Origin of the sequence: Actinosynnema sp. NPDC050436, from assembly GCF_040655415.1 — a bacterium.
In the GTDB taxonomy this organism is placed as follows: domain Bacteria; phylum Actinomycetota; class Actinomycetes; order Mycobacteriales; family Pseudonocardiaceae; genus Actinosynnema.
In genome coordinates this window covers 175087-190750 of record NZ_JBFAJV010000012.1, presented here as the reverse complement: position 1 = coordinate 190750, position 15664 = coordinate 175087, and the positions used below count along the sequence as shown (strand labels likewise).

Sequence of the window (15664 nt, the reverse complement as noted above, 5' to 3'; positions counted from 1 at the left end):
CGAGGCGTTGGCGCACTACCGCACGATGAGCCGTGGGTTGCGGAGCAGATCGGCGTCGATCCCGGCCCGGAGCTGCGGGAGGCGCACCGGGTCGTGTTGGCCGGCGCGTCGGAGCCCGCCGCCCCGCCCAAGCCGAGGCCCCACCAACTGCCGCCCGACGTCCAGGATCTCGCGGGCAGGGCCGAGCACCTCCGCCAGCTCGACGACCTCGCGCCCCGAGCGGGGACCGTGGTGGTCACGGCGGTCTCCGGCACGGCCGGGGTCGGCAAGACCACGCTCGCGGTGCACTGGGCACACCGGGCGGCCGACCGCTTCCCGGACGGCCTGCTCTACGCCGACCTGCGCGGGTTCGACCCCGGTGGGGCCGCCGCCGACCAGCGGGAGGCGGTGCGCGCGTTCCTGGAAGCGCTCGGGGTCGGCCCGAGGGACGTCCCGACCACGTCGGAAGCGCGACTGGGCCTGTACCGGACGCTGTTGGCCGACAAGCGGGTGCTGGTGCTGCTGGACAACGCCCGCGACGCGGCCCACGCACGCCCGCTGATCGCCGGCGGCACCGGCTCGCTGGTGATCGTCACCAGCCGCAACCGGCTGACGAGCCTGATGACCACCAACAACGCGGTGCCGGTGGTCCTCGACCTGCTGACCGACGACGAGGCGCGATCCCTGCTGGCGGCACGGCTCGGCCAGGCGAGGGTGGCGGCCGAGCCGGAAGCCGTGACCGAGGTCGTGCGGCAGTGCGCGCACCTGCCGCTGGCGCTGGTGCTGGCCGCCGCGCGCGCGGCGGCCAGCACGCTGACACTGACCGCGCCGGCGGGAGAACTCCGCGAGTCCGGCGGCTTGGACGGCCTGCACGTGCACGACGACGACGCCGACGTGCGCTCGGTGTTCTCCTGGTCCTACCGGCTGTTGAGCGCCCCGGCGGCACGGGCGCTCCGCCTGCACCCGGCACGCGAGTTCGACCTGGCGTCGGCGGCCAGTGCGCTCGCAGAGGACCCCGTGGCGACCCAGCGTGCCCTGCGGGAATTGACCGGCTGCCACCTCCTCACCGAGGACACCGCAGGCCGCTGCAGCGTCCACGACCTGCTCCGCGCCTACGCGGCGGACCTGTGCGCGCAGGTCGACAGCCCGGCCGACGGGGAGGCTGCCACCCGGAGACCGCTCGACCACTACCGGAACACGGCACCGGCAGCCGATCGGATCATCACGCCCACCAGCGACCACATGGCGACCCCGAGCCCCGTGCCCGGTGTCCACCTGACGCCGCTGGACGGTGGGGCCGAGGCGCTCGCCTGGTTCGCCGCAGCGCGGTCGGTCCTGCCCGCGATCGCCGACCTGTCGCCGGCGGCAGGCCTGGCGGACCACGTGTGGCAGACGACGTGCTCCTCTACGCGTTCTTCGACCGCCAAGGCGACCGCGTGGACTTCCACGACGCCCAGACGCGCGCACTGGCGGCGGCGAAGCGCAGCGGGAACGTCGAGGGCCGGGCGAGGGCGCGCCAATGCCTGGCCGGGCGAGCACCCGGCTCGGACGCCACGCCGAGGCCGAGGAACACCTGCGGACGGCGCTGACCCTGCACCGCGAGCGCGGCGACGTGGCCCAGCAGGCCCGGATCTGCATGAACCTCGGACGCCTGGCCACCCTCCGGCAGGACCACACGGCCGCGCTGCACCGGGCGCACCGAGCGCTACACGGACATCGGCCATCAGTCGGGGCGCTCCGAAGCGCTGAACGGCATCAGCTGGTGCCACGCCGAACTCGGTGACCACCACCAGGCGCTGACCTACGGCCTGCAAGCCCTGGAGTGGACCGGGCCGGGCGTGTCGCGTGCCGGACTGATGGACACCCTGGGCTTCATCCGCTTCCGGCTGGGCGACCACGCCGAAGCGATCCGCTGCTACGAACAGGCCGCCGCCGAGTTCCGGAACTACGACGACCACAACGGCGAAGCCATCGCCAACGACCACCTCGGCGACGTGCACCGGGTGGTCGGCGACTCAGGTGAGGTCCCACGCGACGCCGTTCGCCCCCGCAGTGTCGTGCGTGAGCTGGCATCGCACGTCGTGCGAGCGTGCCGAGAGAAACGTGCAGCAACTCGGGCTACGCCAGACCCGTGCCTCTCAGGTTTCGTCCAAGCAGGGCTGCGCGCGCGAGTTGTGCCTTGTTGCCGAGGCACAACTTTGTCCGGATGCGCTTCACGTAGGTGTCCACGGTGTGCCGGCTGATACCGAGCCGATTCGCAACCTGGAAGTGGGTGAAACCTCGGGCGATGTGGTCGAGGACCTGTCGTTCCCGTTGTGACAGGGCCTCGGTTTCGGTATTCGAACCCAAATCATGACCGAGTGACCCGGAATCGCTCGGGAAAAATCCGCCGCTCGCGGTGGCCCGTACAGCGGAGACAATGGTGTCGGCGTTCTCCCGGCGGTCCACGAAACCTGCCACCCCGGAACCGGTCAGATTGGGCACGAGATCGTCGATCGGGCACTGCGTCAACAGCAGCAGAGGCGGCCTGGTCGCGGCGGCGGCCAGTTCGGGCAGGTCGCAGGCCATCAGTTCGGCTTCAACAACCAGCAGGTCGACGGAATCGGCGCTCTCTGCCGAGCATTTCGGCAGGACGACCAGGAAGCCGTGATCGCGCAGTATCGCCGAGAGCCCGCTGAGGTAAACCGGTGAGCGGTCGATGATCTGGACAGTCGTCACGTACAGCCCGCCCCTCGGAGGTGGAGGTTATTCCCTATCGCGTCGCCGCGTCGACCGGATTGTGCGGGTGCACGAGTGTCGCGCACCCGGTCGCCGGGTCGCCCTAATTCGATGCCCAACCGGCGGTTCGGCGGTCCGGACATGGGATGACTGCTGTTCAGCATAGCGAGACCCATTTGATCCGGTCAAGGTCGACCACGTCGTCCATACGGGGCGCTGCGCTTCGAGTACGAAGTCCGCCGAGTTGCGCCGTGATGGGCCGCGTGGGAAGCTTCGCGGCTTCCGTCGCGTCCGCCCAATAACCGGCTGTGGGATTTGTGGTGGTCTGGAATAAACTCCTCCGATCTGTCCCGTAAACAGGCGACGTGTGGCTGCACGTTCATCAGGGGCAGGGTGGCGGACGTTCCCAGATCACTGCGCAAAGCAGTCCACCGCCCCACCACCGAGGACGGTAGATGATCGAGACACGATCACTCGGCCGCGTGTACCGGAACCGGAACTCCGCTGGGCAGGTCGTCGCCCTGGACGATTTCACCCTGAACATCACCGAGGGCGAGGTCCACGGGCTGCTCGGGCCCAACGGCGCGGGGAAGACCACGCTGGTGAAGATCCTCGCCACCGCGGTGCTGCCGACGTCGGGCAACGCCCGGGTGTGCGGCCACGACGTGATGGCCGAGCCCGGCGCGGTGCGCGCGCTGGTCGGCATCGTGTTCGGTGGCGAACGCGGTCTGTACACGCGGTTGTCCGCGCGGGAGAACCTCTACTTCTGGGGGGCGGTCGCGCGGCTGTCCCGGGGCGCAGCGCGCCGCCGCACCACCGAACTGCTCGGCAGGCTCGGGCTCGCCGACCGGGCGGACGACCCGGTGGAGCGCTACTCGCGGGGGATGAAGCAGCGGTTGCACCTGGCACGCGGGCTCATCGGCGACCCGCCGGTGCTGGTCCTGGACGAGCCGACGGTCGGCATGGACCCGGTGGCCACCAGGGACTTCCGGGCGCTGGTCGCCGACCTGCGGGGTGCGGGGAAGACCATTCTGCTGACCACGCACGACATGGCGGAGGCCGAGCAGTTGTGCGACCGCGTCTCCCTCATAGACAAGGGCACGCTGCGCTTCACCGAAGATCCGCGGCGCATCGGTGTGTTCCTCGACCGTCACGACGCGGTGGAGTTCGAAACCGATGACGAACAGCTCGTCACCGCGCTGTCCGGCCACGACTTCGTGGTCGCTGTCGAGCAGACGGCCCCCGGCCGGTGGCGGGCCACCGGCCGGGGCGCGGTCGACCCGTTGCTCCGCTGGTTGGTTGACCGGGGTGTCACCCGGCTGCGCACCGAGCGACCCACGCTCGAACAGGTGTACCTGCACTTCGTCGGCGACCGGGGGTTGCGGCTGTGAACCTGGAGGTCCTGTCCGCCGCGACGCGGATGCAGTTCTCGATGGTGGTCCGCCGTCCGTCCGAGGCGGTCGCCCTGGTCACGACCCCGCTGCTGTCCACCGTCGTCCTGTCGATCGTGGACCGGTCGCGGCACGAGGAGCTGGTCGTGCCGGCGGTGGTCGGCACCAGCCTGATGGGCCTGTGGACGTTGGTGGTGACCCAGGTCGGCGGCCTGGTCGACGCGGACCGCTGGATGGGCCGGCTGGAGCTGCTGGTGATCGCGCCCGCGCCGCTGCCGCTGGTCGTTATCGGTCGCTTGGTGGCGATCGTGTCGGTGGGCGCGGTGGCGTTCGCGGAGGCCGTGGTGGTCGCCGTGGTCGGCTTCGGGGTGGAGTTCACCCCGCGCCACCCGGTGCTGTTCGCCTCCGCCACGTTGGCGACGCTGGTCGCGGTCACCGGCGCGGGGGCGGTGCTCTCCGCGTTGTTCGTGCTCAGCCGCGCCGCGAGCCAGTTCCAGGCGGCGCTGACGTTCCCGCTCTACGTGCTCGGCGCGGTGGTGTTCCCGGTGGACGTGCTGCCGGAGTGGGCACGCCCGCTGGCCGACCTGGTGTTCCTGCACTGGAGCGCGGTGCTGCTGCGGGACGCGGTTGCCGCTCCCGAGGTCGGCGGCAACGCCGCGCTGCTGCTCGCGCTGTTCGCGTTCGGGGCTGCGGGGCTCGCGGCCGGTGCGTTGATCACCCGTTCGGTGGAACACCGCATCCGCGCCGAGGGCACGGCGGTGATGGCGTGAGGGCGACGTGGCGGGTTGTGGGGCAGACGTTCGCGCACGGCGTGGCGGAGGTGCGCGCGACGTTCACGGCACGGGTGTGGTTCTCCGCGTGGGCACTGCGGATGGTGGCGCAGGTGGTGTTCTTCGCGCTGATCGGCCGCATGGTCGGGCAGGCGCAGGACGTTCGCTACCTGCTGGTCGGCAACGTCGTCGTGCTGGCCGCGGTGGAGGCCGTCGGCGTCATCAACTCCACGGTCGCCGAACGCCACCAGGGCACCCTGATCCTGCTCGCCGTGTCACCGACCAGCGTCGCCACCGTGTACCTCGCGCGCGGACTCCAGTGGGTGTGCACGGGTGTCGTGGCCTCCACCGCCGCGCTTCTCGCCCTCCCGTCCCTCCTCGGCGTCGACCTGCCGTGGTCGCGGCTGCCGCTCGTCGTTCCGATGATCGTCCTCACAGGACTGTCGTCATACGCGTACGGGTGCCTGCTCTCGACCTTGATCCTGCACAACGTCCACCTGCAGTGGCTCGTCCTCAACGTCGCCTACCTCATCCTGATGGCCTTCGCCGGGGTGAACGTCCCGGCCTCCTACTGGCCGGAGCCGCTGGCCGGCGCGACACACCTGCTGCCGGTAACCAACGGTCTCCTGGCGGTCCGCGCCTGGCTGGACGGTGCGACCGGAGACGTGCTCGTGCACCTGGTGGCCGAGTGCGCCGTGGGATCGGGGTGGTTCCTGGCGGCGCTGCTCGCCCACCGCGCATTCCTTCGGCGGTCCCGTGCGGACGGATCGCTGGACTTCGTCTGACCGCTCCGAGTCCCGGAGCAGAGAGGCGGTTCCCATGACACGGGCCGGGTCACGCCAGCCCGCCGACGTCGGTGCACGGACACCCGTGGTGATCATCGGGTGCGGCCGGATCGTCGAGCTCGCCCACGGCCCCGCTCTGCGCCGGGCCGCCGGGTTCGGCGTCACGGCGCTGGTCGACCCGTCCGCCGAACGCCGGGCTGCTGTCGCGGCGCTGCTGGGCGCACAGGACGTGGTGCACGCCGAGGAGCCGTCGCCGGACTTGGTCCGCGACGCGGTCGTGGTCCTCGCCTCGCCGAGCCCGTTGCGCTCCGAGCTGATGGGCCGCGTGGTGTCCCACGCCCGTGCCGTCGTGGTCGAGAAGCCCTTGGTCTCCAGGACCGAGGATGCACCGGAGGTGCTGGAGGGTGCGTACTCGGCCGACACCCACCTGGTGCCCGTGCACAACTGGCTCTACGACCCGGCGGTGGCGGAACTGGGCGCGCGGGTGGCGTCCGGGTGGCTCGGCGAACTGCGATCGATGAGCTACTACCACCACACCACCGGGCCGTTCGCCGGCGCCTGGGCACATCGCCCGCTGTGGCGGGCGGACGACCCGGGAGGTTGCCTCGCCGACCTCGGCTACCACGCGTGCTACCTGGTCGGCGCCGTCGTGGGCCGGCCGACCGGGATCGAGGTGTCGGCGTCGACGCGGACGGCGGGCGTGCTGACCTCGGCACGGGTGGTGCTGCGCACCGCGACCGGTGTCGACTGCCGCGTGGCCGTGTCGTGGTCCGCCGCACGGCCGGAGTTCCGCATCCGCGTCGTGGGCAGCCGCGCCACGGCGGAGGTCGGCGACGACGGCGTGCTGACCTTGCACCGCGACGGCCGCACCGACGAGCTGCGCCACCCGGCCGGGTTTCCCGTGGCGTACCGGCGGTTCTACCACGACGTGGCCGACCGCGTGCGGCACGCCCCGGACTACTGCGACGCCACTGCGGCCGTCCTGATCACCCGCCTGATGGAGGAAGCGATCGCCGGTGCGCCGCGTCGGGAAGAGAGGAGTGCCCGGTGACCGCATGGGGTGTGCTCGGCACTGCGTCCATCGCGCTCGAACACGTCGTGCCCGCCATCCGCGAGGCGGGTGGGAGGCTGCGCGCGCTCGGCAGCCGTGACCCGGCGCGCGCCCGACACCACGGACGGGCACTGGGGTTCGAACGCGCGTACGGCGACTACCGGCACGTGCTCGACGACGACGAGGTCGACGCCGTGTACGTCCCCCTGCCCAACAGTCTGCACCACGGCTGGGCGAAAGAAGCACTCGACCACGGCAAGCACGTGCTTGTGGAGAAGCCGTCCGTGCTGTCCTCCGACCACGCCGTGGACTTGGTTGCGACGGCGCGGGACCGCGGCCTGCTGCTCGTGGAAGGCACCATGTTCCGCTTCCACGAGCAGTGGCGGTTCCTGCGCGACTGGGCCGAGGACGCGCTCCACGCCGGGGCACCGGCGGTGCTGCGCGTCCACATCGGATTTCGGCTCGAGGAGCAGTCGGACCCGGACGACATCCGGTTGCGGCCCGAACTCGGCGGCGGTGCCTTCCGCGATCTGGGCACCTATGCCGTCGCGGCGGCCTCGGCGCTCTTCGGTGAAGCCGTGGACGCGGTGTTCACGCGTTCGGCGGACGCGAGGGGCGTGGACCGCTTCGCCGCCGGTTGCCTGGTCTTCGACCACGACCGGGCAGCCGTCTTCGACTGCGACTTCCGCACGGACTGGGTCAACACACCCGTGGAGCTGCGGACCGCACGGGCGACCGCCGTGCTGGAGCACGCGTTCAACCCGGGCGGGTCCCCCACGGAGGCTCTGGTGCTGCGCCAAGGTGCCCCCCCGGAATCGCACGCCTTCGCCGGTCAGAACGCCTACACCCGGATGATCACCGAGATCCACCGCCACGTGGCGGCGGGCGCTCGCTCGCGGTTCGCACACGGCGAGGCCGAAGCACTGCTGTTGTCCGCGCGCAACGCGGACCTGCTGGTGGCGAGGGTGCCCGCCGGCGCGGGTGCCCAGAGGAGGAGTTGACGATGCGCACCGCGATCCAGTTGGGCATCAACGGGTTCGGCGTGCTCGGCAGGTTGCCCGAGGACGACCTGTCGGCGGCGCTGGACCTGGTGGAGGCGGGCGGGTTCGACGCCGTCGAGGTAATGGGCAACGTCGCCGGGCACCCGGAGGGCGTGGCCACCCTGCGCCGGCGTACCGAGGTGGCAGCGCTGCACCTGTTCGTCGCGGACGTGGTCGAGCCGGCCGAACTCGACCGGTGGGTCGGTGTGCTGGACGGCCTCGGCTGCTCTCGGCTGATCCTCTCGGCGTTCGGCATGGAGCAGTCGGTGGCCGGCTACCGGGCGTTGTCCGGGCAGCTGGCGGCGGTGCTGCAGCGGCTCGAGGATGCCGGCACCCGGTTGTACTTCCATTGCCACGACGTCGAACTGACCCCGCTGCCCCGCGACGGGGCGGCCCGCCGTGGTGTCGACGTCCTGCGGGAGGCGGTGCCGGACCTGCGGGTCGTGGTCGATACCTACTGGGCACTGGCCGCAGGTGCCGATCCTGCCGCGACGGTCACCGAGTTCCGCGAGTTCAGCGGCTACTACCACTTCAAGGACGGCACCCCCGAAGGCGGTCGGGAATTCGGCCGCGGCGCGGTCGACTTCCCGGTGTGCCTCCAGGCCGCCGAGCGGTCGGCAGTGGACTGGGTGGTGCTCGAACAGGACAACGGAACCGACGACCCCTTGGGGCTGTTCACCAGGTTCCACGCGGTCGTCAAGCGATGAGGGGAGAACATCGGTGAAGCACCCGGTCATGTCGGCCGCGCGGACGGACAACCAGCGGTTGAACATCGAGGAGTTCGACAAGCGGGAGACCGCGCTGCGCAGCAGGCCGCTCGCGCTGTTCGTCGAACTCACCCAGAACTGCAACCTCGAGTGTCCGAGCTGCCGCAGCGCCACCAAGTTCCGGCCGGACTGGAACATGCCGCCCGAGGTCTTCGACCGGGTGGCCGACGAGTTGTTCGACACCGCGCTGCTGGTCGACCTGCGCGGTTGGGGCGAGAGCACGATCCTCAAAGGGTTTCCCCACGCCGTCGACCGGGTCCTGGCCTCGGGCGCGCGCCTGCGGCTGGTGACCAACGGCCAGGTGAACAACCGCTCGGTGTGGGACCGGATGATGGCGGCGAACTCCCAGGTCGTGCTGTCCTGTGACGCCGCCTCCCAGGACCTGTTCAGCAAGCTGCGCTCCGGCGGCACGCTGGAGCGACTGCGGCGCACTGCCGGCGACCTCGTCCGGTTCCGCGACGAGCACGGGGCCGATCCGCACGGCCTGTCCCTCTACGTCGTGGTCAGCCGGCCGAACCTGGACGAACTGCCCGACATCGTCGCGCTCGCCGACGACCTCGGCATCCGGCAGGTCACCTTCGCCCCGATCCAGATCGGGCTCGACCACCCGTGGCACCTGAGCCACGACCTCGACGGGGTGCGGCGGGCGCTGGACCTGTCCACCGCGAGGGCTCGGGAGCTCGGCGTCCGGCTGCAACTGGCATCCTCGCTGGACGTCGAACTCAACCTCGACGACGACGTCAAGCAGATGTGCATGCACCCCTGGGCCTACGCCTACATCAGCTACCAGGGCCGGGTGGGTTTCTGCGACCACCTGATCGGCATGACCAAGTACACCTTCGGCTCCTTGACCGAGAGCTCCTTCGAGGACATCTGGAACTCCGAGGGGTTCCGGCACCTGCGGCACTCGCACGCGCAGGACGCACTCGGCGACGAGTTCAGCGCCTGCCGGTGGTGCTACCTGCAGCGGTACGTCGACTTCGAGGACGAGATCCACCCGGAGTACCGGCGGCACGTGGTGTCGACCGACACCCGGACCGTCCTGTGGGCCAACGGCGGCGGCTCGTGCGCCCGCCAGACGTTCCTCGGCGACGACCAGGCCGAGACGCCCGAGAGCCGGGTCCTGCTCCCGCTGACCGTCAAGTCGAGCGGGGTGGGACGAGCATGAACGACATCCGACCGCAGGGGTTGTCCGTCGTGATCCCGGTCAAGGGGCGGGTCGGGCTGCTGCGGGACCTCCTCGTGTCGCTGCGGACTGCACGGGCCGGGTGCGGCGAGCCGACCGAGGTCCTGGTCGTCGACGACTCGACGGCGGGCGACGCGGACGCGCACCGCCGCAGTTGCGCGGAACTGGACGCGTGCTACCTGCGCGGGCCGCGCAGGGTCGGCAGCAAGCGCAACCTCGGGGCCCGTGCGGCCCGGTACGACCAGTTGGTGTTCGTCGACTCGGACTGCCGGGTGACCGACGCCTACCTCGCGCGGATCGGCAAGGTGCTGCGCGACTCGCCGCCGGAGGTCGGCGGCGTCGCCGGGCCGGTGCGGATGGTCGGCGAGGAGACCGCCGTCCTGCGTCTGTTCCGCCGCACGCAGGAACTCAACCAGCCGTTCTCGTGGCCGGATCGGTATGCGCAGATCACCTGGTCGGCGTGCGCCAACCTGGCGGTGCGGGCCGAGGCGTTCCACGCGATCGAAGGGTTCGCCGAGGACACCCTGACGGTGGTCGGCGGCGAGGACGTCGACCTCGGCATCCGGCTCACCAAGTCGGGCCGGCCGATCCTGTGCGATCCCGACTCCGTGGTCCTGCACTCCCGCGCGACCGGCGACAGCGTCGGCTCGATCGGACGCCGGCTGTTCACCTACGGGCGGTCCGCGACCTGGCTGGACCGCGAGCACCCCGAGCGGCGGAACTTCCGGCTCAACCCGATCAGCGTCGTCGCGTCCGCCGCGGCCGTCGCGCTGGCGACGGCCGGCCCGACCCGGGGCCGCAGCCTGGCGGCGGTGCCGGTGGTCCTCGCGGCGGTGGTGGCCGCGCACGCGCGGCACCGGCTCCGCCCGGGCGACGGCCCCGCCGCACTGCCCGAGGTGCTGGCGAGCACGCTGCTCGACTGGTCCTTCGACCTGGGTGAGTTCGTCGGCGCGTGGCAGTTGCGGCGCCCGCGGTACCTGTTCTCGCGGTTCGGCTTCATGGACGGGGACACGTTCCGGGCGCAACCGGACGGCGAGGGGGCGCGGCGGTGACCACCCGCTGGAACGCCGGGCCCGGCGCTGTCCTGGGCTTGAACTACAATGGCATGCACGACAGCTCGCTGTGCCTGGTGGACCGGGCGGGGGTGCCGGTCTACGCGGTGGGGGAGGAGCGCTTCTCCCGGGTCAAGCAGGACGGCCGGTTCCCGCACCGCGCCCTGGGTTCGGTGGATCTGACCGGCGTCCAGGCGGTCGGCGTGCCCTACCTGGAGGACGCCGCGAAACCCGTCGCCTCCCACCCGGTGTTCGCGTCCGTGCTGCACCCGGCCGAGCACCTGGTCACGCCCTATCCCCGGGTGTGGCACGAGCGCCTGGCCTCCCTCGGCCTGCCGGTGCTGCACTTCGACCACCACGCGATGCACGCCTACACCGGCTTCGTGCTGTCCGGGCACGAGGAGGCGTTCGTGCTCACCGGTGACTACGGCGCCTACACGTGCCCAGTGACCATGGGCCTGTTCCACGTCACTCGCGGCCGGGTCGAGCGCCTCGCCGAGGCTTCGTTCAGCGACCGGGAGCCGCTGGCCGCGTTCTACACCGACGTGACCGTGCTGCTGGGGTTCGCGCCCTGCAAGCACGAGGGCAAGGTCACGGGGCTCGCCGCGCACGGTCGTCCCGACCCTGCCTGCGACCGCGCGCTGTGGGAGCTGCACCGGCGGATCAGGTCCGCGGAGCACCGCCTGTACGACTGGGTCGGCTTCCTGGACGCCGAGGTGCCGCCGTTCTACGAGGTGAACCGCTATCTCGCCGAGCGCTACCGCGCGGAACTGCCGTTCTCCGACGCCGACATCGCCCGCGCGGCGCAGGACGCCCTGGAGGACCGGCTCCGCCAGATCGGCACCTGGATCTCGGCCGCGCACGGGACGGATCTGCCGCTGGTGCTGTCCGGCGGGCTGTTCGCCAACGTGCGGGCCAACCAGGAAATGGCGCGGCTCGGATTTCCCTCGGTGTTCGTCGCGCCGCCGATGGGCGACGACGGGCTCAGCGTCGGCGCGGCCGTCGCCGCGCGCGACGCGGTCGACGAGGCGGAGGGCAGGCGGCCCCGGCGAGCCGGAGCGGGTGCACCCGCCGCGATGGCGCTGGGACCGGGGACGGGTGAGGTGTCCGCAGTGCTGGACGGCGCGGGACTGGTGTACGCACGACCGGCGGACCCGGTGCGGGAGCTGGTCGGCCGACTGGCCGCCGGGCAGATCGTCGCAGTCGTCCGGGACCGACAGGAGTTCGGCCCGCGTGCGCTCGGCCGGCGTTCGATCCTGTGCGCGGCAGACGACGCCGGGGTCAACGACCGGCTCAACGGAATGCTCCGCCGCACCGAGTTCATGCCCTTCGCACCGGTGCTGCGCGCGGAGCGGGCGGACGACGTGCTGGACCTGGGGGGCCTCTCGGACGTGCGGGGCTGCCTGGACGCGATGACCGTGTGCGTGGCGGTGCGCGACTGGGTCCGGGACGCGGCGCCGGCCGTGGTCCACGTCGACGGCACGGCCCGACCGCAGGTGGTGACCGCCGACAGCGACCCGTTCCTGCACCGGCTGCTGAGCGAGTACGAGGAGCGGACCGGCATCCCGGTGCTGGTCAACACCAGCTTCAACATCCACGACGAGCCGCTGGTGTCGGACGCCGAGGACGCGGTGGCCGCATTCCTGTCCGCCGGGCTGGACGTCCTGTTCCTCGGCGGCGCGCTGGTGGCCCTCGCGGACAACCCGACCGCACTCGCGCTCGCCCGCCTCGTGCGGCGTTCCGGCGACCCGGTGGGCCGGCTGCGGCACGCCGCGCTGCGCCACAGCTTCGGCAGGCAGATCGCGACCGGGCCGGGGAGGTTCAGCGAGCTGTCCGACACCTCGGACCTGCTGCGCGGGTCAATCGGGTCGACTGCCGGATCATGAGTGGTCGGTGCGCCGCCGGGTAACACGGACCCGGCGGCGTCGGAACCCGACCGAAGGGATTGGACGTTGACGGCAGAAGGTGTGCAGCAGGCCCCGGTGGTGCTGGTGAGCGGCCCCGCCGGGGCGGGCAAGACGACGGTGGTGGACCACCTTGCCCGCACGACGGGACGGCCTACGGTCCACGCGTCGCTGGACGATGTGCGGGACGTGGTGAAGTCCGGGTACGCCGACCCGGGGGACGGCTGGTCCGACTTGGCGTCGCGGCAGTACGCGCTGGCGCGCACGACGTGCGCCGATCTGGTTCTGCGCTACACGGCGGAGGGCTACCTGTGCTTCGTGGACGACGCGGTGTTCCCCGATTGGGACGAGGTGGGCCTGGACCGCTGGCGGGCCGAGTTGCCGGGCCGGCGGGTCGGGTTCGCGGTCTTGCTGCCCCGGTTCGACGTGCTGGTGGAGCGCAACGCCCACCGCTGCGGGACCCGCAGGCTGTCGGGGGGGATGTTGCGGATCATCCACGACCGGATGCAGCGCTGGCGGGACCTCGGCGTCCCGGTGATCGACAACTCGGAACTGGCCGTCCCGGACGCCGCCGCGCGGCTGTGGCGACTGGTGGACTCCGGCGAGGTCTTCGACATCCCGTCCTGACCCGGCACCCGGGCCGAGCCGGCCGCCGCGGTGGACGAGAGAGGGTGAGTTGGGCAATGGACTCGCTAACCAGCGCGAGCGGACGGGAGTTCCGCCGCGCCGTGGTGACCGGCGGTGCCGGTTTCTTGGGCGCACACCTGTGCGCAGCGCTGCTGCGCGACGGCGCGGAGGTCGTCTGCGTCGACGACTTCTCCACCGGGTCACCGGAGGCGGTCGCGCCATTCCGCGACGAACCCGGCTTCGAACTGGCCGTCGCGGACGTCAGCGACGGACTCGTCGTGGATGGCGCGGTAGACCTGGTGCTGCACTTCGCGTCGGCGGCCTCACCGCCGCAGTACGCGGCGCGGCCGGTGGCGACGTTGCGGGTCGGCAGTGCCGGCACGTACAACGCGCTGCGGTTGGCCGAGCGGTGCGGTGCCCGTTTCGTGATGGCGTCCACTTCGGAGGTGTACGGCGATCCGCTGCTGCACCCGCAACGGGAGGACTACTGGGGGAACGTGAACCCTGTCGGGCCGAGGTCGGTCTATGACGAGGCCAAGCGCTTCTCCGAGGCTCTGACGACCGCGTTCGGCCAGACAGGCGCTGTGGACACCGGCATCGTGCGCATCTTCAACACCTACGGGCCCGGGATGCGGCACGACGACGGCCGGGCGGTGCCCAACTTCGTCCGACAGGCGTTGGCGGGCGAGCCGCTGACCGTCGCGGGGAACGGTCGCCAAACCAGGTCCCTGTGCTTCGTCGACGACCTGGTCCGGGGCGTGCTGGCGCTGGCGCGGTCGGGGCTGCGCACGCCGGTCAACATCGGCAACCCGCACGAGGTGACCGTGCTGGAACTGGCCGAGCGCATCCGCAGCCTGGCCGGCAGCGGGTCGCCGGTGCGGTTCGTCGATGCGGCGCCGGACGACCCGCGCCGGCGGTGCCCGGACATCACCGCTGCCCAGCGGGAGCTGGGCTGGTCACCGGAAACCGGGCTGGACGAGGGCCTGCGCCGCACGATCGGGTGGTTCGCCTCCGACGAGGCCGCGCAGCGTACATCCGGTGAGATCCGGGTCTAGGGTGGGGGCGAGCGTGTTGCGGATCTCGGTCATCGGAAGCGGTTACCTCGGCGTTACCCACGCCGCCTGCATGGCGGAGCTGGGCTACCGGGTGACCGGGCTGGACATCGACGCGGACAAGGTGGCCCGGCTCAACGCGGGCGACGTGCCGTTCTACGAACCGGGGCTGGCCGGGCTGGTCGAGGAGCACACCGCGTCGGGCAGGTTGCGGTTCACCACGTCCTACGAGGTCGCGGCGCAAGCGGACGTGCACTTCCTGTGCGTCGGCACCCCGCAGCGCCGGGGCCAGGACGCGGCGGACCTGAGCCACCTCGACGCGGCCGTCCGGCGGCTGGCGCCGCTGCTGGGGCACGACTGCCTGCTGGTCGGCAAGTCGACCGTGCCCGTCGGCACGGCCGCGCGGATACTGGAGGCGGTGAGTGGGCTCGCACCGCCGTCGACGACTGTCGACGTGGCGTGGAACCCCGAGTTCCTCCGCGAGGGGCATGCCGTCGCCGACACGCTCGCGCCGGACCGCATCGTCTTGGGCGTGGTCTCCGAGCGGTCAGAGAAGGTGCTCAAGGAGTTGTACGCGCCGTTCGTGGACCGGGGCACGCCGTTGGTGGTCGCCGACCTCGCCACGGCCGAGCTGACCAAATCGGCGGCGAACGCCTTCCTGGCGACCAAGGTCTCGTTCATCAACGCCATGGCGGAGGTGTGCGAGGCGGTGGGCGCGGACGTGACACGACTGTCCGAAGGGCTGTCCCACGACCCCCGGATCGGGGACCAGTTCATCCGGCCGGGGCTGGGCTTCGGCGGGGGGTGCCTGCCGAAGGACCTGCGGGCATTCCAGGCGCGGGCGCGTGAGCTCGGTGTGGGCGGCGCGTTGTCGTTCCTGGGCGAGGTGGACGCGATCAACACCCGTCGGCGCAGCGCGACGGTCCGGCTGGTCCGGGAGCAGTGCGACGGTGAGCTGGCACGTCGTCGCGTGGCCGTCCTGGGCGGCGCGTTCAAGCCGGGATCGGACGACATCCGGGACTCCCCGGCGCTGTACGTGGCGGAGGAGCTGTCGCGCTCCGGCGCGCGGGTGGTGGTGCACGACCCGAAGGCGAACCAGAACATCCGGCGGCACCACCCCTCGCTGACCTGCGCCGACACCGTGCTCGACGCCTGTGCGCAGGCAGACGTGGTGGTACTGGCCACCGAGTGGGCCGAGTTCGCCGACATCGACCCCGCCGTGCTGGGCGCGGTGGTGAGTCACCGCCGCGTGGTCGACGCGCGCAACGCCCTCGACGCCGAGCAGTGGAAGCAGGCCGCCTGGACCTACCGGGCGCTCGGTCGACCATGACGGTCCGCAGCG

General features: G+C 71.6%; 14 protein-coding genes and 1 pseudogene. 14 read left to right on the top strand and 1 reads right to left on the bottom strand.

Annotation, left to right across the window (positions count from 1 at the left end; all coding sequences use genetic code 11):
• The first annotated feature begins 96 nt into the window (after positions 1-96).
• Positions 97-1728 carry an NB-ARC domain-containing protein gene (locus tag AB0I60_RS27145; protein ID WP_360734302.1) on the top strand — a complete coding sequence of 544 codons (1632 nt, stop codon included), beginning with the start codon at positions 97-99 and terminating at the stop codon, positions 1726-1728.
• A 107-nt stretch (positions 1729-1835) separates the two neighbouring features.
• Positions 1836-1979 (top strand): annotated as a pseudogene (locus tag AB0I60_RS27140) (tetratricopeptide repeat protein); the annotation flags it as partial.
• Positions 1980-2097: 118 nt separating this feature from the next.
• Here AB0I60_RS27140 and AB0I60_RS27135 read toward each other — a convergent pair.
• Positions 2098-2697, bottom strand: a complete 600-nt coding sequence (locus tag AB0I60_RS27135) for a response regulator transcription factor (protein ID WP_360734299.1) — start codon at positions 2695-2697, stop codon at positions 2098-2100.
• 455 nt (positions 2698-3152) lie between these two features.
• Here AB0I60_RS27135 and AB0I60_RS27130 point away from each other — a divergent pair, with 455 nt between their 5' ends.
• From AB0I60_RS27130 to AB0I60_RS27075, 12 genes are all read left to right on the top strand, one after another.
• Entirely contained in the window at positions 3153-4088 is a 936-nt protein-coding gene (locus AB0I60_RS27130) for an ABC transporter ATP-binding protein (protein ID WP_360734297.1), read from the top strand.
• Entirely contained in the window at positions 4085-4858 is a 774-nt protein-coding gene (locus tag AB0I60_RS27125) for an ABC transporter permease (protein WP_360734294.1), read from the top strand. Before AB0I60_RS27130 ends, AB0I60_RS27125 begins: the two co-directional genes overlap by 4 nt.
• Complete coding sequence (locus tag AB0I60_RS27120; RefSeq protein WP_360734290.1) at positions 4855-5643, top strand: ABC transporter permease; 789 nt, start codon at positions 4855-4857, stop codon at positions 5641-5643. Before AB0I60_RS27125 ends, AB0I60_RS27120 begins: the two co-directional genes overlap by 4 nt.
• 85 nt (positions 5644-5728) lie before the next feature.
• The gene (locus tag AB0I60_RS27115) at positions 5729-6694 is read left to right on the top strand and encodes a Gfo/Idh/MocA family oxidoreductase (protein WP_360734288.1); all 966 of its coding nucleotides are present in this window, start codon (positions 5729-5731) and stop codon (positions 6692-6694) included.
• Positions 6691-7695: a Gfo/Idh/MocA family oxidoreductase gene (locus tag AB0I60_RS27110; RefSeq protein WP_360734286.1), complete on the top strand. Its 1005-nt coding sequence runs from the start codon at positions 6691-6693 to the stop codon at positions 7693-7695. Before AB0I60_RS27115 ends, AB0I60_RS27110 begins: the two co-directional genes overlap by 4 nt.
• 2 nt (positions 7696-7697) lie before the next feature.
• Positions 7698-8441 (top strand): hypothetical protein, encoded by a 744-nt coding sequence (locus tag AB0I60_RS27105; protein ID WP_360734284.1) that lies wholly within the window; start codon positions 7698-7700, stop codon positions 8439-8441.
• 13 nt (positions 8442-8454) lie between these two features.
• Positions 8455-9669, top strand: coding sequence for a radical SAM protein (locus AB0I60_RS27100; RefSeq protein WP_360734281.1), 1215 nt, complete (start codon positions 8455-8457; stop codon positions 9667-9669).
• Positions 9666-10739 carry a glycosyltransferase gene (locus tag AB0I60_RS27095; RefSeq protein WP_360734278.1) on the top strand — a complete coding sequence of 358 codons (1074 nt, stop codon included), beginning with the start codon at positions 9666-9668 and terminating at the stop codon, positions 10737-10739. Before AB0I60_RS27100 ends, AB0I60_RS27095 begins: the two co-directional genes overlap by 4 nt.
• A gap of 53 nt (positions 10740-10792) precedes the next feature.
• A complete protein-coding gene (locus AB0I60_RS27090) occupies positions 10793-12625 on the top strand; it encodes a carbamoyltransferase C-terminal domain-containing protein (RefSeq protein ID WP_360734275.1) in 1833 nt (610 codons plus the stop codon).
• Positions 12626-12691: 66 nt separating this feature from the next.
• Positions 12692-13270 (top strand): AAA family ATPase, encoded by a 579-nt coding sequence (locus AB0I60_RS27085; protein ID WP_360734272.1) that lies wholly within the window; start codon positions 12692-12694, stop codon positions 13268-13270.
• 56 nt (positions 13271-13326) lie between these two features.
• Complete coding sequence (locus tag AB0I60_RS27080; protein WP_360734269.1) at positions 13327-14325, top strand: NAD-dependent epimerase/dehydratase family protein; 999 nt, start codon at positions 13327-13329, stop codon at positions 14323-14325.
• The gene (locus AB0I60_RS27075) at positions 14309-15652 is read left to right on the top strand and encodes a UDP-glucose/GDP-mannose dehydrogenase family protein (protein ID WP_360734266.1); all 1344 of its coding nucleotides are present in this window, start codon (positions 14309-14311) and stop codon (positions 15650-15652) included. The genes AB0I60_RS27080 and AB0I60_RS27075 overlap by 17 nt, the downstream gene beginning before the upstream one ends.
• Positions 15653-15664: the final 12 nt, after the last annotated feature.